Annotated in this window: 19 protein-coding genes and 1 tRNA gene; 8 read left to right on the top strand and 12 right to left on the bottom strand. The window is 66.1% G+C overall.

From position 1 onward, the window contains the following. Positions 1 to 4: 4 nt before the first annotated feature. The 10 genes from QZ546_RS05080 to dapA form a co-directional block, all read right to left on the bottom strand. Entirely contained in the window at positions 5 to 1387 is a 1383-nt protein-coding gene (locus QZ546_RS05080; protein WP_294235460.1) for an NAD(P)H-hydrate dehydratase, read from the bottom strand. Further along, positions 1384 to 1770 carry a hypothetical protein gene (locus QZ546_RS05075; RefSeq protein WP_294235458.1) on the bottom strand — a complete coding sequence of 129 codons (387 nt, stop codon included), beginning with the start codon at positions 1768 to 1770 and terminating at the stop codon, positions 1384 to 1386. The genes QZ546_RS05080 and QZ546_RS05075 overlap by 4 nt, the downstream gene beginning before the upstream one ends. Beyond that, positions 1757 to 3478, bottom strand: a complete 1722-nt coding sequence (gene ilvD / locus QZ546_RS05070) for a dihydroxy-acid dehydratase (RefSeq protein ID WP_294235456.1) — start codon at positions 3476 to 3478, stop codon at positions 1757 to 1759. Before ilvD ends, QZ546_RS05075 begins: the two co-directional genes overlap by 14 nt. A 155-nt stretch (positions 3479 to 3633) precedes the next feature. After that, positions 3634 to 3984, bottom strand: a complete 351-nt coding sequence (locus QZ546_RS05065; RefSeq protein ID WP_294235454.1) for a response regulator — start codon at positions 3982 to 3984, stop codon at positions 3634 to 3636. Between the two features lie 43 nt (positions 3985 to 4027). Then, positions 4028 to 6445 (bottom strand): PAS domain-containing sensor histidine kinase, encoded by a 2418-nt coding sequence (locus tag QZ546_RS05060; protein WP_294235452.1) that lies wholly within the window; start codon positions 6443 to 6445, stop codon positions 4028 to 4030. A 76-nt stretch (positions 6446 to 6521) separates the two neighbouring features. Next, complete coding sequence (locus QZ546_RS05055; protein ID WP_294235449.1) at positions 6522 to 8549, bottom strand: M13 family metallopeptidase; 2028 nt, start codon at positions 8547 to 8549, stop codon at positions 6522 to 6524. Positions 8550 to 8609: 60 nt separating this feature from the next. Further along, on the bottom strand, positions 8610 to 10667 hold the full coding sequence (locus tag QZ546_RS05050; protein ID WP_294235447.1) for a M13 family metallopeptidase: 2058 nt from the start codon (positions 10665 to 10667) through the stop codon (positions 8610 to 8612). 109 nt (positions 10668 to 10776) lie between these two features. Further along, on the bottom strand, positions 10777 to 11316 hold the full coding sequence (locus QZ546_RS05045; protein ID WP_294235445.1) for a DUF2062 domain-containing protein: 540 nt from the start codon (positions 11314 to 11316) through the stop codon (positions 10777 to 10779). Positions 11317 to 11351: 35 nt separating this feature from the next. Next, a complete protein-coding gene (gene smpB / locus QZ546_RS05040; protein ID WP_007403364.1) occupies positions 11352 to 11831 on the bottom strand; it encodes an SsrA-binding protein SmpB in 480 nt (159 codons plus the stop codon). 232 nt (positions 11832 to 12063) lie between these two features. Further along, a complete protein-coding gene (dapA, locus tag QZ546_RS05035; RefSeq protein WP_294235438.1) occupies positions 12064 to 12963 on the bottom strand; it encodes a 4-hydroxy-tetrahydrodipicolinate synthase in 900 nt (299 codons plus the stop codon). An 80-nt stretch (positions 12964 to 13043) separates the two neighbouring features. Here dapA and QZ546_RS05030 point away from each other — a divergent pair, with 80 nt between their 5' ends. The 4 genes from QZ546_RS05030 (at position 13044) to QZ546_RS05015 (ending at position 16864) form a co-directional block, all read left to right on the top strand. Further along, entirely contained in the window at positions 13044 to 15053 is a 2010-nt protein-coding gene (locus QZ546_RS05030) for a lytic transglycosylase domain-containing protein (protein ID WP_294235436.1), read from the top strand. A gap of 30 nt (positions 15054 to 15083) precedes the next feature. Then, the gene (gene greB / locus QZ546_RS05025; protein ID WP_294235434.1) at positions 15084 to 15566 is read left to right on the top strand and encodes a transcription elongation factor GreB; all 483 of its coding nucleotides are present in this window, start codon (positions 15084 to 15086) and stop codon (positions 15564 to 15566) included. A 114-nt stretch (positions 15567 to 15680) separates the two neighbouring features. Continuing rightward, the gene (locus tag QZ546_RS05020; RefSeq protein WP_294235432.1) at positions 15681 to 16061 is read left to right on the top strand and encodes a DoxX family protein; all 381 of its coding nucleotides are present in this window, start codon (positions 15681 to 15683) and stop codon (positions 16059 to 16061) included. 26 nt (positions 16062 to 16087) lie between these two features. Further along, a complete protein-coding gene (locus QZ546_RS05015) occupies positions 16088 to 16864 on the top strand; it encodes an NYN domain-containing protein (protein ID WP_294235430.1) in 777 nt (258 codons plus the stop codon). Between the two features lie 37 nt (positions 16865 to 16901). On the opposite strand, the gene QZ546_RS05010 is transcribed toward QZ546_RS05015, so the two are convergent. Next, positions 16902 to 18086 carry a histidine kinase dimerization/phosphoacceptor domain -containing protein gene (locus QZ546_RS05010; protein ID WP_294235428.1) on the bottom strand — a complete coding sequence of 395 codons (1185 nt, stop codon included), beginning with the start codon at positions 18084 to 18086 and terminating at the stop codon, positions 16902 to 16904. Between the two features lie 136 nt (positions 18087 to 18222). After that, positions 18223 to 19902, bottom strand: coding sequence for an energy-dependent translational throttle protein EttA (gene ettA, locus QZ546_RS05005; RefSeq protein ID WP_294235547.1), 1680 nt, complete (start codon positions 19900 to 19902; stop codon positions 18223 to 18225). Between the two features lie 106 nt (positions 19903 to 20008). Between ettA and QZ546_RS05000 the strand changes: the two genes are divergently transcribed. The 4 genes from QZ546_RS05000 to bfr all read left to right on the top strand — a co-directional run bounded on the left by QZ546_RS05000 (position 20009) and on the right by bfr (position 22687). Then, complete coding sequence (locus tag QZ546_RS05000; protein ID WP_294235426.1) at positions 20009 to 21406, top strand: M20/M25/M40 family metallo-hydrolase; 1398 nt, start codon at positions 20009 to 20011, stop codon at positions 21404 to 21406. Between the two features lie 194 nt (positions 21407 to 21600). Further along, on the top strand, positions 21601 to 21867 hold the full coding sequence (locus QZ546_RS04995; protein WP_294235425.1) for a hypothetical protein: 267 nt from the start codon (positions 21601 to 21603) through the stop codon (positions 21865 to 21867). 136 nt (positions 21868 to 22003) lie between these two features. Next, positions 22004 to 22079 (top strand) — tRNA-Ile (locus QZ546_RS04990). 86 nt (positions 22080 to 22165) lie between these two features. Further along, positions 22166 to 22687 carry a bacterioferritin gene (gene bfr / locus QZ546_RS04985; RefSeq protein WP_294235423.1) on the top strand — a complete coding sequence of 174 codons (522 nt, stop codon included), beginning with the start codon at positions 22166 to 22168 and terminating at the stop codon, positions 22685 to 22687. The last annotated feature ends 125 nt before the right edge of the window (positions 22688 to 22812 follow it).

Genomic DNA, 22812 nt, shown 5'->3' with positions numbered 1-22812 from the left:
GCCATCAGCCTCTGACGGCGGAAAGCGCATCTGCCAAGTCGTCCGCGATGAAAGCCGGGCCGAGCCGCCTCGCCGCCTGTGCGTGCAGCCACACCCCGGCCTCCGCCGCCGCCAGCGGTTCCAGCCCGACGGCCAGCATCGCGCCGATGGCGCCCGCCAGTACGTCGCCCGTCCCGGCGGTGGACAGCCAGGGGCTTGCCTCGGGGCACAGGATCGCGCGCCCGTCGGGCGCGGCGATGACCGTGTCGGCGCCCTTGTGCACGACGACCGCGCCTGTCCGCCGGGCGGCGTCGATCGTCGCGCCGAGCTTGTCGGCCGTTGGCTTGCCGAAAAGATGGGCGAACTCGCCGCCATGCGGGGTCAGGATTTTCGGCCCGATATGCTCGGCCAGTGCCTGCGCCTCGACCAGGTGGAGCGCGTCGCCGTCAACGATCAGCGGCCGTCCGCTCCCCAGCGCCGCGCCGAGCCGCCGCCGGGCATCGTCGTCGCGGCCGAGACCGGGACCGATCACGATCGCGTTGATCCGCTCGTCACCCAGCGCATCCGGCGTGAATGCGCGCCGGACAACGGCATGGGGCTGCGCGGCCCCACCGCCAGACTGCGCCGCGAGATGCAGCACATAACCGGCGCCTGCCCGCAACGCCGCTGTCGCCGCCAGCTCCGACGCGCCGGACATGTTGCCCGCCACGATCGCCACCATGCCCCGGCTATATTTGTGCGAGTTGGCGTCCGGTTGCGGCAGGTCGGGGCGCGCCATGACGCGGACGGAACTCGTCACCGGCACGCCGATATCGAGCAGCCGGACCTGGCCCATATACGACGCGGCCGGTTGCAACACGTGCGAGGGCTTCACCGCGCCCAGCGCCAGCGTGACATCGAAGCGCGGCACATCCCCAAGGACTCTGCCGTCATCGGTCGCGATCCCGCTGGGCAGGTCGACCGCGATACGTATCCAGGCCTTGGCCGCCAGCCGGGCCAGTGCCTGTTCGGCTACCGTTTCCAGGCCGCGCGACAGGCCCGTGCCGAACAGGGCGTCGAGCAGAACAGGCGCTGGTGCCGCGTGGTCGAGCACCTCTACAGGGCCGTTCCATTGCGATGCCGCCTGGCGGCACCCTTCGCTGCGGGGCTCGGCCAACGCCGCGACCCGAACGGTCAGTCCAAGACTGCGGAGAGCCTGGGCCGCGATATAGCCGTCGCCGCCATTATTGCCCGGCCCGCATAAAACAAGAATGTCGCGCCCCGCACCCAGCCGGGCCACAGCCTGCGCCACGGCACGGCCCGCACAGTCCATCAGCTCCGCTTCGGATACGCCCCGGGCTATCGCCGCGGCTTCCGCAGCGCGCATCCCGGCCGCGTTAAGAATGAACTGGCCGTCGATCGGGATCATGGCGTGCCGATGGTCGCGGGCAGGTGGTAACGGTCGTCGCCGATCCGGATCTCGATCTGGCGATCTCCCGCCACGCTGACCTGCGCCGGGAGCGCGCCGTCCGCCGAAGCCACACCGCGCCCGTCCTGCGTCACCCGAAGCCGGCGGAAACCGCCATCCGGGTGACGGACGGTCAGGATCGTCGCATCGCCGGACGAAGACTGCTCGACGGTACAGTCGCGCGTGAAGCCCTGCGCACCGGACAGGGCGCATGCGATGGACAGGCCGGGATTTTGCGGAGCCGATGGCGTATTGGCCGCGGCCGTCTCCCGATCCCCCTGCCCACCTGAGCAGCCGGCCAGTGCCATGGCACCGGCCAGCCAGCGGACATCAGATATCCGCATAGACGTGGCGCTCGCTCTTGGCGCCGGGATGCGTAACCGCGCCTTGATGCGCCGGGCCGACATTTTGGGCATAGCGCCACAACACGCCGGCCTGGTAATCGTTCATGCGTGGGGTCCAGCGGGCGCGCCGCTCGTCCAGCACCTGGGGCTCGACCAGCAGGTCGATGGTTCCGGCTTCGGCGTCGATGCGGATGGTGTCGCCATCCTCGACCAGTGCGATCGGGCCGCCATCGGCCGCCTCGGGCCCGACATGACCGATGCAGAAACCGCGCGTACCGCCCGAGAATCGCCCGTCGGTAATCAGCGCGACCTTCTCGCCCAAGCCCTGGCCATAGAGAGCCGCAGTAGTCGACAGCATCTCGCGCATACCCGGACCGCCCTTGGGCCCTTCATAGCGGATCACGACGACGGTACCTTCGGTGATCGCGCGGGCCTCGACCGCGGCGAACGCTTCTTCCTCGCAATCGAAGACACGCGCCGTCCCTTCGAACTGGAGGCGCTTCATGCCCGCCACCTTCACAATCGCCCCCTCGGGGGCCAGGCTGCCGCGCAGACCGACGACGCCGCCGGTCGGCGTGATCGGGGTCTTCACGTCGTAGATGACCTTCTGGTCGGGGTTCCACGTCACCTCGTCGATATTCTCGGCCAGCGTCTTGCCGGTGACGGTGATGCAGTCGCCGTGCAGATAGCCGCCCGCCAGCAGCGTCTTCATCAGCATATAGACGCCACCCGCCTCGTACATGTCCTTGGCGACATAACGACCGCCGGGCTTGAGGTCGGCGATATAGGGGGTGGTCTTGAAGATCTCGGCGACGTCGAACAGGTCGAAGTCGATGCCCGCCTCGTTCGCCATGGCGGGCAGGTGAAGCCCGGCATTGGTCGAGCCGCCGGTCGCGGCGACGACGCGCGCAGCATTCTCGAACGCCTCGCGGGTGCAGATGTCGCGCGGGCGCAGGTTGCGGGCAACCAGCTCCATCACCTGCTCGCCCGCCGCCTCGGCGATGCCATGGCGGTCGAGGAACGGCGCGGGCATCATGTTGCTGTTGGGCAGCGACAGGCCGATCGCCTCGCCGACGCACGCCATGGTGTTGGCGGTGAACTGGCCCCCGCACGCACCATGGCCGGGGCACGCGACCTTTTCGAGCGCGATCAGGTCGTGCAGCGGGCAGTTGCCCGCCGCATGCTGGCCGACCGCTTCGAACACGTCGACCACGGTCACGTCGCGGTCCTGGTGACGGCCGGGCATGATCGAGCCGCCATAGACGAAGATCGACGGCACGTTCAGGCGGAGCATCGCCATCATCATGCCGGGCAGCGACTTGTCGCATCCCGCAAAGCCGACCAACGCGTCATAGCAATGGCCGCGTACCGACAGTTCGACCGAATCGGCGATGACCTCGCGACTGACCAGCGAGGACTTCATGCCCTGATGGCCCATGGCGATGCCGTCGGTCACGGTGATCGTGTTGAACCGGCGCGGCATACCGCCGCCCCGGATCACGCCGCCCTGCGCCGCATCCGCCTGTGCATCCAGCGTCGTGTTGCAGGGCGCGGAATTGTTGCCCGCACTCGCCAGCGCAACGAACGGCTTGGCGATATCCTCTTCCTGGATACCCATGGCGTAATAATAGCTGCGGTGCGGCGCACGCTCCGGGCCCACGGAAACATGGCGGGACGGCAGGCGGGACTTGTCGAATTGGCGTGTCATGGCGCAGGCCTATGTCGCGAGACGCACCTTTGACGCAAGCAAATTTCGCGTTAACCGTCGAGGCCGTGCGGAAAAGCCATCACCGATACGGGTGCGCTTGCTGTCCGCATGGGCTTTGCCCCACCCACTCCATCCATGATGGAGAGGATTTTGCGTCAGAGAGAATTCAACGCCTTGGCGACGCCGTCCATCGTGAAGGGCTTTTGCAGGCGGGGGCGATCGCGGAACCGTTCGTCCACCGAATCGTCCGAGCCGCCCGTGGCGAAGACGAACGGGACGCCGCGCTCCGCCAACGCCTCGGCGACCGGCGTGCTCTTCTGGCCGCCGCGCAGGTTGACGTCGAGGATCGCCGCGTCGATGCCGCCCTGAGCCACCCGGGCAAGCGCGTCGTCGACGCTGTCGACGGTGCCCGCAACCTGTTTGTCGAGGACGTCCAGGAAATCCTCGAGCATCATGGCGATCAGGGGTTCGTCCTCGACGATGAGGATCTGCACAGGCTCTGTCATCGACACCGCCATATCACGCTTTGCGCCATCCGCCAGCGGCTTGTTACGAGGCCGTATCCGGGTCGCTTCCCTGGGACAGCGCCGCCTGGGTCGCCTCGGCCAGTTGCTGGACCGAAAAGGGCTTGGGCAGGAAGCCGACATTGGGCAGCGTGATCGACTTGCGCAGCTGTTCCTCCGCATAGCCCGACATGAACAGGACGGCGAGATCGGGATAGCGTTTTCGGACATGGCCGACCATCGTCGGGCCATCCATGGTCGGCATGACCACGTCGGAGATCAGCAGGTCGGGCTTGCCGTGCTTGTCGAGCATCTCCAGCGCGACCTCGCCATTTTCGGCCGCCAGCACCGTATAGCCCTGCCTGGTCAGCGCCCGCTCGGCGACTGCGCGGACCATGTCCTCGTCCTCGACCAGCAGGATAGTGCCGGATCCCCAATGCGTCGCCGGGCGCGCGGCGGGCTTGGCCGCGCTGGCCTTGGCGGCGGGCAAGGCGGGGGCCGCGTGGACCGGCAGATAAATGGAGAATTTCGCCCCGCCCCCTGGCGGCGAATCGGCAAAGATATAGCCGCCCGACTGCTTGATGATGCCATAGACGGTGGACAGGCCCAAGCCGGTTCCCTTGCCCAGTTCCTTGGTCGTGAAAAAGGGCTCGAAGATCTTGGGCAGAATGTCGGCGGGGATGCCAGTGCCGTTGTCGCTGATGGTCAGGGCGGTATAGTCGGCGGCGGGCAGGATATCATTGCCCATCGCGCGTACGTCGGCCATCGACACGGCGCGCGTCTGGATGGTCAGGATGCCCCCGCCCGCCGGTTCATTGTCCAGGATCGCGTCGCGCGCATTGACCGCCAGATTGACGACCACCTGCTCCAGCTGCCCCGGATCAGCGCGGACCGGCCCGAGGTTTCGGCCATGGCTGACGTCCAGGCGCACCCGTTCGCCGAGCAGGCGCTTCAGCAGGTTCGACACCTCCGACACGACATCGGGCAGCTGCAGGATCTGCGGCCGCAGCGTCTGTTGCCGCGAGAAGGCGAGCAGCTGGCGGGTCAGGCTGGCGGCGCGGTTCGAGTTGGTGCGGATCTGCTGGATGTCGTCATAGTCGCTGTCGCCCGGCGAATGGCGCATCAGCATCAGGTCGCAATGCCCGATGATCGCGGTCAGGATATTGTTGAAGTCGTGTGCGACGCCGCCCGCCAGCTGACCGACCGCCTGCATCTTGGTCGCCTGCGCCACTTCGCGCTTCAGGCGGCTTTCCTCCGAATTGTCCTTCAGGCTGAGCAGCACCGCCGCCTCGCCCAGCCCGCGCGCGCCCGCGATCGTCAGGGCGACCGGTTCTTCGGGGTGGTCCTTCAGGCGCACGGCCATGTCGGCCGAATGGGTCGCACCCCCTGCGAAACGGCGGATCGCGTCGGCCACCGCCGCCTTGTCCTCCCGCACCACCAGATCGCCCGGATAGAGGGGCGGCGTGGCCCCCTTCACGCCCGCCGCGCGCATGAAGGCCGAGTTCATCTGGATGAAACGGCCATCCCGGTCGACGAGTGCGATGCCGAAGGGCATAAGTGATACCAGCCCGCGCACATGGCTGCCCGCATTGGTGCCCGCCGGCGCGACCAGCCGCTCCTCCTCGTCGAGCAGGATCACGAGCATCGGGGCGCCCTCCCCCTCGACAAAGGGGATCTGCAGGATGCGCAGCGGCCTGCTCTCCGCCGTGCCCAGTTCAGCGGCGAAGCGGACCTGGCCGCCGGGATCATGCGCCAGGAAGGTCGCGAAATCGCGGCCGACGATCGAGAGCATCTCGCCCCCCATCGCGCGGGCGCACAGCACCCGATTGGCGGCGCGCACCCGGCCGTCCGGGGCGATCAGCGCGGCCATGATGCCCGCCGCGCCCAGCCGGTCGCCATGGATGCCGCCGATCAGCCGCTCGACCGTCTCCGCCAGATCCTGCTCGTCAGCGACCGCGAAGCGCCAGACCAGCAGGTCCGCTTCGTCCCCCGCGCGCGTGACCAGCACGGACAGCTCGGTGCCCATCACCGCGATCCGGTCCGCGCGCCCCAGCCCGTCGCGCCATGCGGTCCGGCCGGCCTGGGCCAGCGCCTCGACACAGGTCGCGTCCAGCGGAACGCCGGGCGGGGTCGGCATCATCGGGAAGAGCGAGGCATAGGCGTCATTGGCACAGACCAGCCGCCCCGCACGATCGGTCACCGCGATCGCATCATGGCTGGCATCCGCCACGACGCGTGCGAAGTCCCAGTCGACGCTACGTCGCGCCTGTTCGGTCCGGGGCATCAGCAATCGCCAGGCGAGCATCGCCCCGAACACCAGCAGCGCCGCCGCCAGGAATCCCGCCGCGACGATCCAGCTGCGGACCGCGGCGAACAGCAGGGCCGCCGCGCAAACTCCGCTCGCGATCGACACAAGGCCCGCGACGCGGACGGGACTGAACCTTTCGGAGGACGCGATCGCCATGATGAACTCTTCATCCGGCGACCCGTCATGGGTCAAGCGCGATCCTGCACCCGACCCATGACGGGATAGCCCGCGGTTACCAGATCCGGACGCGCTGCTGGGGCGTCAGGTACAGCCTGTCGGTGGGCTTGGGATTGTAGGCGCCGTACCAGGGATCGAGATTGCGCACGACCCAGGCGCGCTGCTGCGACGGGGAATGCGGGTCGGTCAGCAGCCGGTTGCGCAAATTGGCCTCGCGATAGTTGCGCCGCCAGACCTGCGCCCAGCCCAGATAAAAGCGCTGGTCGCCGGTGAAGCCGTCGATCACCGGCGCTGGCTTGCCGCCCAGCGACGCGTGATAGGCGTCATAGGCGACCGACAGCCCCGCCAGATCGGCGACATTCTCGCCCAGGGTCAGCGCGCCCTTCACATGCAGGCCCGGCAGCGGCTCATAGGCGTCATATTGCTTCACCAGCGCGCCCGTACGCGCCTTGAAGGCCGCGACGTCGGCGGGCGTCCACCAGTCGGTCAGCTGGCCCTTGGCGTCGAATTTCGATCCCTGGTCGTCGAAATGATGGCTCAGCTCATGCCCGATGACTGCGCCGATGCCGCCATAATTGACCGCCGCATCCGCCTTCGGGTCGAAGAAGGGCGGTTGCAGGATCGCCGCCGGGAACACGATCTCGACCATGCCGAAATTGGCATAGGCATTCACCGTCATCGGGGTCATGCCCCATTCCCAGCGCTGGATCGGCTTGCCGAGATGGCCGATATTATAGTCGTGCCGCCACTGCGCCGCGCGCAACGCATTGCCGAACGCATCGCCGGAAACGATATTCAGCGCGGAATAGTCCCGCCAACGATCGGGATAGCCGATCTTGGGCGTGAACGCCGCGAGCTTGGCATGGGCCTTCACCTTGGTTTCCGGGGCCATCCAGTCGAGCTGGTCGATCCGCTTGCCCATGGCGGCGAGGACGTTCTTGACCAGCTTGTCGGCCGCCAGCTTGGTCGCGGGCGGGAAATAGCGCGCCACATAGACCTTGCTTACCTCGTCCGACAGCGCGCCGCTGGTGAAGTCGACCGCCCGCTTCCAGCGCTCCTGCTGCTGCGGCGTGCCCGACAGGACGGTACCGTAAAAGGCGAACTGTTCCTGGTCGAACTTGGCGGGCAGCACGGCCGCGAACTCGTCGAGCGAGCGGACGAGGAGCTGGTCCTTCAACACCGCGATCGGCGTCTGCTGGATCAGCGCGGCGATGCCCGTGATCGCGCTGGGCTGTGCGACGACGAGCGTGTCGACCGGCGTGCCGACGCCCTTCAGATAGGCGGCGAAGTCGAAGCCCGGCGCGGTACGGGCCAGATCGGCGACGCTCACCTTGTTATAGGTCTTGGTGCGGTCGCGGCTGTCGATCCGGGTCCAGTGAACCTTGGCGATCTCGGTCTCGAACGCGACGATCGCCTGCGCCCGCGCCTCGGCATCGGGTTCGCCCGCCAAAGCCAGCATCTTGGCGAGATGCGTCTGATAGGCGGTTCGTGCCGCGACCAGCTTGGCATCGTCGCTCAGATAGTAATCGCGGTCCGGCATCCCGAGCCCCGCCTGGCGCAGCCCGACCGTATAGAGATCCGGCTGGCGCGCATCCTGGCCGACGCCCGCGCCGAAGGGCACGCCAACGCCGTTGCGATCCGCCTCGGCCAGCAGCGCGGCGTAACCGCCTTTGTCGTTCAGCCCCTTGATCCGGTCGAGCCAGGGCTTGATCGGCGCCAGGCCCTTGGCCTCGATGGTCCCGGCGTCGAGAAAGGTGGCATAGGCCGTGCCGATCTTGCTGCCCTGCCCCTTGGCCTGTTCCAGGATCGTGTGGGTGCGGTCGCGGGACAGGTCGGCGAGCACGTCGAACGCGCCATAGCTGGACTTGTCAGCCGGGATCGCGGTCGTCTTGGCCCATTCGCCATTGGCGAAGGCATAGAAATCGTCGCCGGGGCGGACCGACTTGTCCATGCCCTTTTCGTCGAAGCCGAAACGCCCATAGGTCGGGCCCTTAGACACGGTGGCGCGCTCCTGCGCGTGGAGCGCCACGGCGCCGGTGATCGCGGTCGCGCCCAGAAGCGCGGCGATGGCCAAGCTCTTCATCATTCTCTCCAGAAACAAAAAAGGCTCCCCGGTCGTCGCCGGGGAGCCTGGATCATGTGATTACCAGATGCGGACGCGCTGCGCTGGCGGCAGTGCCATCTTGTCGGTCGGCTGGACCTTGAACGCCGCATACCAAGGGTCGAGGTTGCGCACGGTCAGGACGCGCTCATGACCCGGCGAGTGCGGATCGGACAACAGCGCCTGGCGCAGCGCCGGTTCGCGCCACTTGGTCCGCCACACCTGCGCCCAGCCATAATAGAAGCGCTGGTCCCCGGTCGTGCCATCGATGATCGGCGCAGGCTTGCCGCCCAGCGACTTGTGATAGGCGTCGAGCGCCACGGTCAGGCCCGCCAGATCGGCGATATTCTCGCCCAGCGTCAGGCCACCCTGCACATGCTGACCCGGCAGCGGCTCATAGGCATCATACTGCTTCACCAATGCGTCGGTGAAGGTCTTGAACCGCGCCACGTCCTGCGGCGTCCACCAGTCGGTCAGCTTGCCGGTCGCGTCGTACTTGCGGCCCTGATCGTCGAAATGGTGGCTGATCTCATGCCCGATCACCGCGCCGATGCCGCCATAATTGACCGCCGGATCCGCCTTCGGATCGAAGAAGGGCGGCTGGAGGATCGCAGCCGGGAACACGATCTCGTTCATCGGCGGGTTCGCATAGGCGTTGATCGTCATCGGCGTCATGAACCACTCGCTGCGATCAATCGGCTGGCCCAGCTTGTTCAGGTCGCGCTGGAACTCATAGGCATTGGCACGCGCGACATTGCCGACCAGGTCGTTCCGATCGATGGTCAGCGTGGAATAATCCTTCCACGTGTCGGGATAGCCGATCTTGGGCGTGAAGGCGGCCAGCTTGGCCAGCGCCTTCTGCTTGGTCTCGGGCGCCATCCATTGCAGGTTGCGCAGCCGGTTGCCCATCGCCGCGATCAGGTTCTTGACCAGCGCGTCGGCGGCGGCCTTCGATTCGGGCGGGAAATATTTGGCGACATATTGCTTGCCGACGTCGTCGCCCAGGCCGTTGGACACCAGGCCGACGCCGCGCTTCCACCGCGCCTGCTGCTCGGGCGTGCCCGAAAGGGTGGTGCCGTAAAAGGCAAAGTTGGTTTTATCGAAATCGCTCGACAGATAGCTGGCATAGCCGCGCAGGACCTTCAGCATCGCATAGTCCTGAAGGACGTTCAGCGGCGTCTCGCTATAGATCTTGGCCTCGCCGGTGATCGCGCTGGGCTGTGCGACCAGGAAAGCGGGGCGACCGGCGATGCCCAGCGTCTGCATATATTGCGTCCAGGGGAAGCCCGGCGCCTTGGCGGTGAAATCGCCTGCGGTCCATTTGTTATAGGTCTTGTCGGCATCGCGGCTCTCGATCCGCGTCCAGTGCACGCCCGCCAGCGCCTTTTCGAAATTGAAGACGGCCGCCGCGCGCGCCTCTGCATCGGGCTCGCCCGCCAGCGTCAGCATCCGGGCGAGATAGGCCTGATAGGCGGTTCGGATCGTCGCCAGCTTGGCGTCGTCCTTCAGATAATAATCGCGATCGGGCAGGCCCAGGCCGCTCTGGCCGAAACCCGGGATATAGGTGTCAGGCGCCTTGTCGTCCTGACCAATCGACATACCGAACGGCGCGCCGATGCCCTGACGCTGGAGCTTCGCTATCTCGACGGCCAGTGCGGTGCGATCGGCGGTCGCGCGGATGGCATTCAGCCACGGCTTGACCGGGGTCACGCCCTTGGCGTTGACGGCGGCCTCGTCCATGAAGCTGGAATAGAAGTCACCGGCCTTGTTGCCCGGCTGCTTGGCGGCCGCGTCCAGGATGGTGCGGGTCTGCTCCAGCGAGCGGTCCTGCAGGACATGGAACATGCCATAGGACGAACGATCGGCGGGGATCGTCGTGTTCTTGTACCAGGTGCCGTTCGAATAATCGAAAAAGTCGTTGCCCGGCTTCACCGCCGTGTCGCGCCCCGCCATGTCGAAGCCGAAATCGCCGATTTCGGGGCCGTTCTTCGCATTCGGCTTGACGGGACCGGCCGCCGCCTTGTCGACCGGATTGCTGGTCTGGGCGATGGCGGGCGAAATAGCAGTCGTGAGGAGAGCAGCGATCAGCAGAGAGCGCATCGGAATTCCCGAAAAAGGATGGTGATGCGACTGTTGTAGCGAGACGATACGCCTAGTCAAACCGTTAGAAAGGCGAGCCAAACGGAGGTGGAGCGGCCGCCGTCCGGTGTCACAGGGCGGCCGATACCCTACGGTTCCTCCACTTGCGGGCGATCCACAGCCGCCAGCCCAGCGCCGATGCGGCATAGCCGAACACCGCGCATCCGCCGGTCAGGACGCACAGGCCCAGGCCGAACGCCGGCCCCTGCTCCCACAGCCAGTGAAAGGCGCTGAACGCCCATTGCAGCCAGCCGGTCGCAGCCTCGGCCACCGGCTGGGTATTGATCGGCGTCTCGCTGCGCAGGAGGAACGTCCCGATGCGATAGGCGATGACCCACAGGATCGGCGTCGTCAGCGGATTGGTGATGAAGGTGGTCAGCGCCGCGACGGGGACATTGGCACGGAAAGGCAGCGCGAAGACCGCCGCGATCGCGATCTGCGCGACCGGGAACAGGAATCCCGCTACCACGCCCAGCGCGACGCCGCGCGGCACCGACCGGCGAGTGAAGCGCCACAGCTCGGGCGCGAGCACGCGGTGGGCGACCGGCCGGAGCAGCCGGTTATTCTCCATCGAATCGCGGGTCGGCATGTTGCGCCGGACCCAGGCCATGGAACGGCCCCACAAAGTGGGCACGGCCGATGCCATCAGCCGCGATCGCGCAGGATACGACCCTGCTCGCGCTTCCAGTCCCGCTCCTTGATCGAATCGCGCTTGTCGTGCGCTTTCTTGCCCTTCGCCAACGCCAGCTCCACCTTCGCGCGACCGCGCGAGTTGAAATAGATCATCAGTGGCACCAGGGTCATGCCCTCGCGCGCCACCGCACCGTGGAGCTTGTTTATTTCGCGCTCATGAAGGAGCAATTTACGCGGGCGCTTCGCCTCATGATTAAATCGGTTGCCGTGGCTGAATTCCGGCACGTTGGAATTGACCAGCCACACCTCCTCGCCGCGCACCTCGGCATAGGATTCCGCGATCGAGCCCTCGCCGAAGCGAAGCGACTTCACCTCGGTCCCGGTCAGGGCGATACCTGCCTCATAGGTCGTCTCGATGGCGTAATCGAAGCGGGCGCGCCGGTTCTCGGCGACGATCTTCTTCTTGTCGAAGGTTTGGGGTTTCGGGCGCATGGATGGGCGGATGTAGGCGCTCAGGCCCCTCGTGAAAAGCCGGTGATCGCCGCCTGTCGCGTTTCGCGCGCAAACCTCGCTTCGCGCGCGGTCGGCCCAGCAGGATTTTCCGTCAGATTATCGCACGATCGACGACACGGCGTTCAGGTCGAAACGACCTTTATCCCGGCTTCCTGCCATCCCTCCCCAGCGGCGGGAAAGGAAAGCAGGCATAGCCGAATGTCGATCAGCCTTAAATCAGCCCAGCATGGGCCAAGGCCGCATCGACCTGCGCCCGCGCGGCCTCGGAGGGCCAGGTCATGGGCAGGCGCACGCCTTGCGGGAAATGCGACAGGATACGGCTGACGGCGTATTTCACCGGGCCGGGCGAGGCATCGGCAAACATCGCCTCGTGCAGTGGGAAGAGGCGATCGTGCAGCTCCAGCGCACGCGCCCCGTCTCCCGCGGCACACGCCGCCTGGAATTCCGCGCACAAACGCGGCGCGACATTGGCCGTGACGGAAATGCACCCCACCCCGCCCATCGCGTTGAAGGCGAGCGCCAGGTCGTCATTGCCCGACAATTGGCAGAAATCCGGGCCCAGCGCGGCGCGATGGTGCGCCACGCGGGGGAGCGCGCCGCTGGCATCCTTCACGCCAACAAAAATGTCGGGCGCGTCCTGTACGATGCGGATCAGCGTCGAGGGCTGAATGTCGGTGACGGTCCGCCCCGGGACGTTATAGAGGACGATCGGCAGCGGCGCCGACTTGGCCAATTCGGCGAAGTGGCGGGCGATGCCCTCCTGGCTCGGCCGGTTGTAATAGGGCGGCACCATCAGGGCGGCGTCAGCGCCTGCTTCCTGCGCGGCCTTCAGATTTTCGATCGCGACGATCGTGTCGTTCGATCCCGCCCCCGCGATCACCGGCACCCGGCCGCGCGCCTGATCGACACAGACGCGCACGACGTGGAAATGCTCGTCCTTGGGCATGGTCGCCGCTTCGCCCGTCGTGCCGCACGCGACCAGCGCCGTGGAGCCTTCCGAAATCTGCCATTCGACGAAATCGCGGAATTTCGCCTCGTCGAACGCTCCGCCGACGTGATCGCCCTGATCGTCGAACGGCGTCACAAGCGCCGGAATGGACCCTGAAAACATGAGAGGAAATGCGCTCCTGCTGCGCCGAGTGGGACAATTTGTTCAGGACATGTACGGGTAGAGTCCCTATTCTGTCCACCATGATGGCATTGACGAAGGCGGGGGCGCTCCTCGCGACATTGGCAGGTTCGATGATCGCGCCGGGCGGGCAGGATCAGCTCGACCGATATCGCACGCAAATGGCGAATATGAGCCCGAGCCAGAACGCGAGCACCATGCCCGCCCCGGCCGACGGTGCGATCGCGGCGGCGCTGGCCCAGTGGCGTGCGCTGCAACAGACCGATTCGCTGCCCTTCGACAGCTATGCCGGGTTCCTGATGGCGCATCCGGGCTGGCCCGGCGAGGCTAGCAACCGGCGCGCGGCCGAGCGGCAGGCGGCGAACTTCACTGCCGCCCCGTCGAGCATCGTTGCCTATTTCCGCCGTTTCCCGCCTTTGTCCGCCACCGGCGGCGTCGCCTATGCCAGGGCACTGCTGGCGACCGGCGCGCCGGGCGAAGCCGCCCAGGCCGCGCGAAACGCCTGGCGGCGCGGCGTCCTCTCGCCAACGGACGAGGCTTTGGTCATGTCGACCTTCGCCTCTGCACTGACGCCCGAGGATCATGATGCGCGGATGGACGCGCTTCTCTGGTCGGGCCAGACAAGTGCGGCGGCGCGACAGCTCGGCTATACCAGTGCGGCGCGGCGACCGATCTTCGCGGCCCGCCTCGCCTTCCGCACCAAATCGGCCGATGCCGCCAGCCTCTCTGCCTCGACGGCGGAGCTGTACGCCAATGATGCCGGCTATATCGCCGACCGGGCGATGTGGCTGCGCGACACGGGCGACAGCCTGACCGCGCGGTCCTGGCTCGCCCGCAGCCGGCAGTTGACGACGCGGCCGGGCAATGTCGAGAAATTCTACGAGGCGCTGCTGGTCAACGCCCGTGCCGCCGCCGCCGACAGCCAGCTTCAGACCGCGTACGACATCGCGCGTCAGGTCGACGATGCCTATCCGGCGGGGACCGACGTTTCGACCAAGCCGTATGGCGAGCGCGACGACTATACCAGCCTGGTCTGGCTGGGCGGGCAGACGGCGATGAAGCTCACGCGGCCCGCCGATGCGATGACGCTGTTCGACCGCTATGGCCGGGGCAGCCAGTCGCCGCAGACGCGCGCCAAGGGCTTCTACTGGGCGGGTCGCGCGGCCGAGGCCGCCGGACGCACCACCGAAGCGGCGGCCTTCTTCAATCGCGCCGCCCAGTATCGCGACCAATTCTATGGCCAGCTGGCCCTGGAGCGCACCGGTCGCCCGCTGGTCGCACCCCCCGCGATCGCGACGAACAGCGTCTCGCCCGCCGCCCGCGCCGCCTTCGACGCACGCGAGACAGTGCGCGCCGCCAAGTTCCTGGGCCAGATCGGCCAGTGGCAGGACCAGACCGCGTTCGTCCGCCAGATCGCCGCCGATGCCGAGGACGAAACCGACCATCTGCTCGCCGCCGACCTGTCGCGCACGATCAATCGCCCTGACCTAGCCGTGATGGTCGGGCGCAGCGCGATGCAGAACGGGCTGACCGAATATTCGGCGGCAGGCTTCCCGACCATCGCCGTGCCCACAGGCTATGAGCCCAGCTGGACGATCATCCACGCCATCGCGCGGCAGGAAAGCCAGTTCGACCGCGCCGCCGTCAGCCATGCGGGCGCGCGCGGCCTGATGCAGCTGATGCCCGCCACCGCTGCGGAACAGTCGGGCAAGATCGGGCTCGCCTATTCCCCCGACCTGCTGACCACCGATCCGACCATGTCGATCCGGATCGGCGCCAGCTATTTCGAGCGGATCCGCAACAATTTCGCCAGCTATCCGCTCGCCATCGCCGCCTATAATGCGGGCAGCGGCAATGTGAATAAATGGCTGCGGCAGAATGGCGATCCGCGTACCGGCGCGGTCGATATCGTCGATTGGATCGAGGCCATCCCCTATTCGGAAACCCGCAACTATGTGCAGCGCGTCCTCGAAAACGCGGTCGTCTACGACTTGATGAACCCGTCGCGCGCGACCAGCCGGGGGCCGACGCCGCTCAGCTGGTATCTGGGCAAGTCGTCCCGGCCGGGTTGATCGGGCGGGCCTAGTCGATAGAGCGGGCGGATGGATCGTCCCAACTATATCACCCCTGCCGGCTATGCCGCGCTTCGCCAGGAATATGAGGCGCTGTTCGCGGTCGAGCGGCCCAAGCTGGTCGATACGATCGCCTGGGCGGCGGGCAATGGCGACCGGTCCGAGAATGGCGACTATATCTATGGTCGCAAGCGGCTGCGCGAGATCGACCGGCGGCTGGGCTGGCTGTCCAAGCGAATGAAGGCCGCCAAGGTCATCGACCCCGCCCGGCAGGAGGATCGCACAAAAGTGTGGTTCGGCGCGACCGTCACCATCGCCGACGAGGACGATAACGAGCGCGTGCTGACGCTGGTCGGCGATGACGAGGCGGATGCGGCCCAGGGCCGGGTCGGCTGGAACGCGCCGCTGGTCCGGGCACTGCGCGGTGCAGCCGTCGGCGACCTGCGTCGCGTCGTCCTTCCAGCGGGCGAGCGGGAATATGAAGTGATCGCCATCACCTATCCGAATGAGTAGCCACACAGGCAACAATTCGTTTCGGATCCGATCCTTGTCTTGGATCAAGGATTGGCGATGATCGTCGCATGAGGCCGCGATCGGCGCGGCCATGTTTTCGAAAGTCGATCGACCATGCCCATTCCCGCTCGCTGGTCCGCCCCGCTCCTGTCGCTGTTCCGGGCCGTGTTCGGCCTGCTCTTCCTGTCCCACGGCATCTCGAAATTCTTCGGCCTTCCCCCCTTTCCGATGCCGCTCAATCCGCTGCTGACCGCGGCGGGCGTGCTGGAACTGGTCGGCGGCGCGCTGCTGCTGATCGGGCTGTTCACCCGCCCGGTCGCGTTCCTCCTTTCGGGCCAGATGGCGGTCGCCTATTTCCTGGCGCATGCGCCGCAGGGCTTCCTGCCGCTCGCCAATGGCGGTGAGGCAGCGATCCTCTACTGCTTCGCCTTCCTGTATCTGGCCGCCGCCGGTGGCGGATCCGTCGGCGTCGACGCAATGCGGCGTGGCGGCTGACCCGCGGCTCTGATAGTCAGGGCGCCATGAACGCCCTGACCCGCAATATCGCGCTGCTCATCGACGCCGACAATGCCCAGTCGGCGGCCATCGACCCGGTCCTGACGGTGCTGGCCGAGCTGGGCACGGTCAATGTCCGCCGCGCCTATGGCAACTGGTCCAAGCCCGGGCTGAAGGGCTGGCGCGACGTCATGGTCAAGCATGGCATCGAACCGCAGCAGCAGTTCGACCTGACCAAGGGCAAGAACGCCACCGACATGAAGATGACCATCGACGCGATGGACCTGCTGTTCCGGGGGCGCATCGACGGGTTCGGCATCATGTCGTCGGACAGCGACTTCATGCCGCTGGCCACGCGCATCCGACAGGACGGATTCCCCGTCTACGGCTTCGGCAATTCCCGTACGCCCGAGGCGTTCAAACAGGCGTGCAGCCGGTTCATCGACGTCGGCGCGCTGATCGGCGAGGCGACGCGGCCCACCAATGCTAAGCCGACCGCCGCCGACGTGCCGCTCGCCGAATCGCTGCCCCCGTCGATCGAACAGGCCAAGCGCACGGCGGGCACGCCGCGCCCGATCGACGAGGAACTGCTCAAGCTGCTGGTCGACGCCTATAATTCGGTAAAGCGCGACGAACGCGGCTTTGCCAGCCTGTCGGCGATGGGCCAGTTGGCAGGCAACCGTTCGAGCTTCGACACGCGCAATTACGGGTTCAAGCGCCTGTCCGACCTGATCGAGGCGGTGCCCAATTTCCAGACCGAACGGCGCGAAGACGGCCGGACCTTCGTCAAGCGGGTGCGGTGATCATGTGATTTCGTCCCCTGCAAAGGGGAGGAATATTCTATTCCCGTGGATCCGGCATGGTCAGGGTCGCGCACGTTCCCGGCCCCGCATCATCGAACCGCACATCGCCGCGTAGCTGTCGCGCAAGGCTGGCGATCATCCGCATCCCCAGGCTGTGGCGCGACGCTGCCTTCATGTCGAAATCGTCGGGCATCCCCTTGCCACGGTCGCGGACCGACAGGACGATCCGCCCGTCATGCGCCTGGAGCGACACATCGATGACGCCACCGGCCTCGCCATAGGCGTATTTGATCGCGTTGGTCATCAGCTCGGTCAGCATCAGGCCGATCGGGATCGCCGTGTCGGCGCTGATCTCGATGGCTTCGATATCGCAGGTGACGTGGTGGTTCTGCGACTGCTGGGCGAGATGCTCCGCGATACCGCAGGCCAGATCGTCGAGCGACACCATGCCGACCCGCTCGCTGCGCCAGAGCTGGTCATGGGTCTGGGCGATCGCCGCAATCCGCGCCTGCGCGTCGTTGAGCATCCGTAGGACGCGCGGATCGTCATCCTCCTGCTTCTGCAGGTTCAACATCGCGGAGACGAGCGCCAGGCTGTTCTTGACCCGGTGGCTGGCCTCACGGGTCAGCAATTGCTGGTGCTCGACCGCCTCGGCCAGCCGCCGCTCCGCCTCCTGCCGCTCGATGGCGACGCCGATCAGATTGGCGAAACCCTGCATAAAGGCAAGATCGGCTTCCTCGAACCGCCCCTCGTCGGGACTATCGACCTCCAGCACGCCGTAGCGCTGGCCGGATGCTTCGACGAGCACGTTGATCGCCCGGCGAATCTTGTGATCGGCCATGAACGGCGGCGTGCGGAACCGCTCCTCCATGTCGAGATGGTTGGAGATCACCCCCTGCCCGGTCTGGAGCGCAAACCCGGCAGGCGAGCCCAAATCGGTCCGCATCTCGGTCGAGCCGACCACGCCCGGGCCCCAACCGACCCCGGCACGCACCAGCAACGTTTCGCGGTCCGGCTTATATTCCAGGAACTTACAGAAAGAAGATCGCATCCCTTCTGCACATAATTCGGTCGCCCGTTGCAGCATTGGGTCGAGATCGCGTGACCGGAGCGCTTCGATTCCAAAGGCCGAAAGGACCGATTGCTGTCGAAGCCGGTAATGCAACTGCCCCGCACCGGCGATCTCCTCATCATCGCCCGGCGCTTGTTCCACGACCGCCATTCCTATTCGACCCCGTTCATTCCTTACCCCGATAACGATCAGAATAGGAATTCGCCGCATCGGTTTAAACCGCCCATATGACAACGCCCTCCCCGATCGCTCTGGAAGGGCGTCATCGTCGGCGGGGATCGCCGGATCAGCGGGTCAGTTTCTTGTACGCCAGACGGGTCGGACGATCGGCGGCATCGCCCATGCGGCGACGCTTATCCTCTTCGTAGCTCTCGTAATTGCCCTCGAACCATTCGACATGGCTGTCGCCCTCGAAGGCCAGGATGTGGGTGCACAGGCGATCGAGGAAGAAGCGATCGTGGCTGATGACCACGGCGCAGCCCGCAAACGTCTCCAGCGCCTCTTCGAGCGCGCGCAGCGTTTCCACGTCCAGGTCGTTGGTCGGTTCGTCGAGCAGCAGGACGTTGCCGCCCTCCTTCAGCATCTTGGCCATATGGACGCGATTGCGCTCACCGCCCGACAGCTGGCCGACCTTCTTCTGCTGGTCGGGGCCGCGGAAGTTGAACGCGCCGACATAGGCGCGCGTGCCCAGCTCCTGCTTGCCGAAGCGGAAGACCTCCAGCTCGTCGGAGATTTCCTGCCAGACATTCTTGTTGGGATCGAGGTCGTCGCGGCTCTGGTCGACATAGCCGAGCTTGACGGTCGAGCCGATCTCGATCGTGCCCGCATCGGGCTGTTCCTGGCCGGTGATCAGCTTGAACAGCGTCGACTTTCCCGCGCCGTTCGGCCCGATCACGCCGACGATACCACCCGGCGGCAGCATGAAGTCGAGACCCTCGAACAAAAGCTTGTCGCCGTACGACTTGGTCAGCCCCTTGGCCTCGATCACCTTGCCGCCCAGACGCTCGGGGATCTGGATCAGGATCTGCGCCTTGCCCGCGACGCGGTTCTCCTGCTTCTCCATCAGCTCCTCGAACGCACGAATACGCGCCTTCGACTTGGTCTGGCGGGCCTTGGGCGTCTGACGCATCCAGGCCAGCTCGTCGGCGATCGCCTTCTGCTTGCCCGCCTCGTCGCGCTCTTCCTGCTCCAGGCGCTTGGCCTTCTTTTCCAGATAGCCGGAATAGTTGGATTCGTAGGTATAGTAGCGGCCGCGATCGAGCTCGAGCACCCAGTTCACGACGTTGTCGAGGAAGTAGCGGTCGTGGGTGACGAGGATGACGTTACCCGCATATTCCTTCAGATAGTTTTCCAGCCACGACACGCTTTCGGCGTCGAGGTGGTTGGTCGGTTCGTCGAGCAGCAGCACGTCGGGCTTTTCAAGCAGCAGCTTGCACAGCGCCACGCGACGCTTCTCACCGCCCGACAGGCGGGTGACGTCGGCGTCGCCGGGCGGGCAGCGCAGCGCTTCCATCGCCTGTTCCAGCTGGCTGTCGAGCGACCAGCCGTCGACCGCATCGATCTTGGCCTGAAGCTCGCCCATCTCCTCCATCAGGGCGTCGAAATCGGTGTCGTCCTTGGGATCGCCCATTTCGGCCGAGATGGCGTTGAAGCGATCGACCAGGTCGGCGATCGGGCGGACGCCGTCCTTCACGTTGCCCATCACGTCCTTCGACGGATCGAGCTGCGGCTCCTGCGCCAGATAGCCGACGCGAACGCCCTCGGCGGCCCAGGCTTCGCCGGTGAAGTCGGTGTCCATGCCCGCCATCACCTTCATCAGCGTGGACTTGCCCGCGCCGTTCGGGCCGATGATCGCGATCTTCGCGGTCGGCAGGAACTGAAGGTGGATGTTGTTCAGGACAGGCTTGTTGGCGCCGGGGAAGGTCTTGGTCAGACCCTTCATCACATAGGTATATTGGACGGCCATGGCGGCGCGGGGCTCCGTGCTTTTTGCGACTGTTGGATATTTGCCGCCCATGTAGAGGTTGCGCGGGCGGTTGGCAAACGGGACGGCCTGCGTAACAGTCGCGGCCATGAAGCGCATCATCCTCGCGGCCCTGACCGCCTCCGCCCTATCCGCCCCCGCCCTGGCCCAGCGCACCCCGCCGCCCATGCCCGCCGCCGTCGATCCGAAGGTTGCGGAACTCCGCGACGCCGCGCTGAAGGACGATGTCGCTTGGGACATCGTCGAGGGGCTGACGACCGAGGTCGGCCAGCGACTGGCGGGCACAGAGGCCGAGGCCCGGGCGCGCGCCTGGGCGGTCGCCAAGCTGACCGCGCTGGGTTTCCAGAACGTACGCATCGAGCCCTATCGGATGCCGGTATGGGAACGGGGCACCGAGACGGCCGAGATCCTGGCCCCCTTCCCGCAGAAGCTGACGCTGGCCGCGCTCGGCAATTCGGGGGCGACGCCTGCCGCCGGGCTGACCGGCGAGGTTGCCGTGTTCCCCAGCATGGCCGCGTTCCAGGCCGCACCGGATAATGCGATCAAGGGCAAGATCGTCTATATCGGCAATGCCATGCCGCGCACCCAGGACGGTTCGGGCTATGGCGCCTATGGCACCGCCCGCTTCACCGGCCCGGCGCTTGCGGCGAAGCGCGGCGCGGCGGCGATCGTCATCCGCTCGATTGGAACCGACCATCACCGCTTCCCCCATACCGGCACGACCAATTTCCCGGCGGGCGTGACGCCGATCCCCGCCGCCGCCCTGTCGGTGCCGGACGCCGAGCAGCTGGAGCGCATAGCCGCGCGTGGCCGCCCGATCCGCATGAAGCTGGTCCTGACGCCCCGACAGGTCGGGATGCGCGAATCGGGCAACGTCATCGCCGAGGTGCCGGGCAGCGAACCGGCGGCCGGCATCGTGCTGGTCGGCGGGCATCTGGACAGCTGGGATCTGGGCACCGGCGCGATCGACGATGCCAGCGGCGTGGCGATCACGACGGCGGCGGCCAAGCGGATCTTGGACGGGCCGCGCCCTCGCCGCACGATCCGCGTCGTCTGGTTCGGGGCCGAGGAGGTCGGCGGCATGGGCGGCGATGCCTATGCCAAAGCCCATGCCCATGAACGCCACGCGACCGCCTCGGAAAGTGATTTCGGTGCCGATCGCGTCTGGCGCTTCGAGGTCAACCTGCCTCCCGCCGCCAGGCCCATCGCCGACCGGCTGCAGACCGCGCTGGCGCCGCTTGGCATCACGCGCGGCAGCGGCCTGGGCGGTGACGGGACCGATATCGGCCCGACGCTGAAACTCGGTACCGCGGCGATCGACCTGAACCAATCGGGATGGGATTATTTCGATACCCATCATACGCCCGACGACGTATTAGACCGCGTCGACCCCGCGTCGCTGCGCCAGAATGTCGCCGCATGGACCGCGATGCTGGCGGTGGTCGCCAACGCGCCCGAGGCGATCGACCCGGTCACACCGCGCTGATTTCCGCAAGGGAGCGGTAACCCTTTGGTAACGCCAACGCCTTGAAAAAGCCTGATAGCCGCCATCGGTTCGTCGCGAACCTTGCCGGAATGTGAATTTTGCGGATTGACCGCGATGAACCGCGCGTTATTTGAGCCGCTTCGCGACGGCATTCGGGTCGGCCGCGATGATTGCTTATGCTTGGGAGCATTCGAATGAAGAAGATCGCTTTCGTTCTCGCTGCCGCCGGCCTGATGTCCGTGGCCGCCTGCACTAAGTCGCCTGAAGCTGCCGCTGTTGAGAACAACGCGGACATGCTGGCTGACAACATGGAAATGCAGGCCGACAACCTCGAAGCGGTTGCCGACAACACCTCGAACGGTGCTGCCGCTGCCTCGCTCGAGAACGCTGCCGACAACATGAACGCCGCCGCCGACAACGTCCGTGACGCTGCCGACGCCAAGGCTGACAACATGCAGTAATGCCGCCTCGGACCCTCGGGTCCGAAGCGCCGACTGTTTGTCGGAAAAGGGCGCCCTCCTTCGCGGAGGCGCCCTTTTTCTTTGCTTTTTCGCGCTTGCGAAGCCGTCCGGCGTCACGCTACGGACGATGTCGGTGGGGCCTGTAGCTCAATGGTTAGAGCTGGCCGCTCATAACGGCTAGGTTGCGGGTTCGAGTCCTGCCGGGCCCACCAACAAATCGCGGTTCGTCTGTAAAAACCGGTTGCCGTCCGGCCCTCCGCCTACCTAGGGTGGCCCAAACTTCATCGAGGATGGGCATATGTCGGTTAAGGGCGATCCTAAGGTCATCGAATATCTGAACGAGGCGCTCAAGAACGAGCTGACCGCGATCAATCAGTATTTCCTGCATTATCGCCTGCTCGACCATTGGGGCGTCTACAAGCTCGCCCAGTTCGAGTATCACGAATCGATCGACGAGATGCGCCATGCCGACTGGCTGGCCGAGCGCATCCTCTATCTGGACGGCCTGCCCAATTTCCAGCTACTCGGCCGCCTGCGCATCGGCGAGACGGTCGAAGAGGTGCTGAAGGGCGACCTGGCAATCGAGATCGAAGCGGTCGCCCAGCTCAAGGAAGCCATCGCCTATTGCGAGGAAGTCCGCGACTATGTCAGCCGCGACCTGTTCCAGCGCATCCTGGCCAGCGAGGAAGAGCATGTCGACACGCTGGAACGCCAGTTCGAGATGATCGCGCGCATGGGCATCCAGAATTATGTCCAGCTGAACGCCATGGCGGAAAACGACACGCCCAAGTCGGGCGCGGCTCCGCACCTTCAGGGGTAAGGGTTGTGGGGCGGGCCTGACGGGTCCGCCCCTATCCCCAACGTCCGTTCAGCCTGAGCGAAGTCGAAGACCAAGGGAGCGCGTCCGCGACGACATCCGCCACGACCCCGACGAAGGCCGGCGAC

The organism is uncultured Sphingomonas sp., from assembly GCF_913062585.1.
GTDB lineage: Bacteria > Pseudomonadota > Alphaproteobacteria > Sphingomonadales > Sphingomonadaceae > Sphingomonas.
This window is presented reverse-complemented; position numbering and strand designations above follow the sequence as displayed.

What these genes read in the sequence shown, in the direction of transcription:
- QZ546_RS05000 (WP_294235426.1), top strand. Translation starts at nt 20,009, where the DNA reads ATGAAGCGCATCATCCTCGCGGCCCTGACCGCCTCCGCCCTATCCGCC.
- smpB (WP_007403364.1), bottom strand. Translation starts at nt 11,831, where the DNA reads ATGCGCCCGAAACCCCAAACCTTCGACAAGAAGAAGATCGTCGCCGAG.
- QZ546_RS05045 (WP_294235445.1), bottom strand. Translation starts at nt 11,316, where the DNA reads ATGGCCTGGGTCCGGCGCAACATGCCGACCCGCGATTCGATGGAGAAT.
- QZ546_RS05065 (WP_294235454.1), bottom strand. Translation starts at nt 3,984, where the DNA reads ATGACAGAGCCTGTGCAGATCCTCATCGTCGAGGACGAACCCCTGATC.
- dapA (WP_294235438.1), bottom strand. Translation starts at nt 12,963, where the DNA reads ATGTTTTCAGGGTCCATTCCGGCGCTTGTGACGCCGTTCGACGATCAG.
- QZ546_RS05060 (WP_294235452.1), bottom strand. Translation starts at nt 6,445, where the DNA reads ATGGCGATCGCGTCCTCCGAAAGGTTCAGTCCCGTCCGCGTCGCGGGC.
- QZ546_RS04995 (WP_294235425.1), top strand. Translation starts at nt 21,601, where the DNA reads ATGAAGAAGATCGCTTTCGTTCTCGCTGCCGCCGGCCTGATGTCCGTG.
- QZ546_RS05015 (WP_294235430.1), top strand. Translation starts at nt 16,088, where the DNA reads ATGAACGCCCTGACCCGCAATATCGCGCTGCTCATCGACGCCGACAAT.
- QZ546_RS05020 (WP_294235432.1), top strand. Translation starts at nt 15,681, where the DNA reads ATGCCCATTCCCGCTCGCTGGTCCGCCCCGCTCCTGTCGCTGTTCCGG.
- QZ546_RS05050 (WP_294235447.1), bottom strand. Translation starts at nt 10,667, where the DNA reads ATGCGCTCTCTGCTGATCGCTGCTCTCCTCACGACTGCTATTTCGCCC.
- QZ546_RS05055 (WP_294235449.1), bottom strand. Translation starts at nt 8,549, where the DNA reads ATGAAGAGCTTGGCCATCGCCGCGCTTCTGGGCGCGACCGCGATCACC.
- ettA (WP_294235547.1), bottom strand. Translation starts at nt 19,902, where the DNA reads ATGGCCGTCCAATATACCTATGTGATGAAGGGTCTGACCAAGACCTTC.
- QZ546_RS05010 (WP_294235428.1), bottom strand. Translation starts at nt 18,086, where the DNA reads ATGGCGGTCGTGGAACAAGCGCCGGGCGATGATGAGGAGATCGCCGGT.
- ilvD (WP_294235456.1), bottom strand. Translation starts at nt 3,478, where the DNA reads ATGACACGCCAATTCGACAAGTCCCGCCTGCCGTCCCGCCATGTTTCC.
- greB (WP_294235434.1), top strand. Translation starts at nt 15,084, where the DNA reads ATGGATCGTCCCAACTATATCACCCCTGCCGGCTATGCCGCGCTTCGC.
- QZ546_RS05080 (WP_294235460.1), bottom strand. Translation starts at nt 1,387, where the DNA reads ATGATCCCGATCGACGGCCAGTTCATTCTTAACGCGGCCGGGATGCGC.
- QZ546_RS05075 (WP_294235458.1), bottom strand. Translation starts at nt 1,770, where the DNA reads ATGCGGATATCTGATGTCCGCTGGCTGGCCGGTGCCATGGCACTGGCC.
- bfr (WP_294235423.1), top strand. Translation starts at nt 22,166, where the DNA reads ATGTCGGTTAAGGGCGATCCTAAGGTCATCGAATATCTGAACGAGGCG.
- QZ546_RS05030 (WP_294235436.1), top strand. Translation starts at nt 13,044, where the DNA reads ATGATGGCATTGACGAAGGCGGGGGCGCTCCTCGCGACATTGGCAGGT.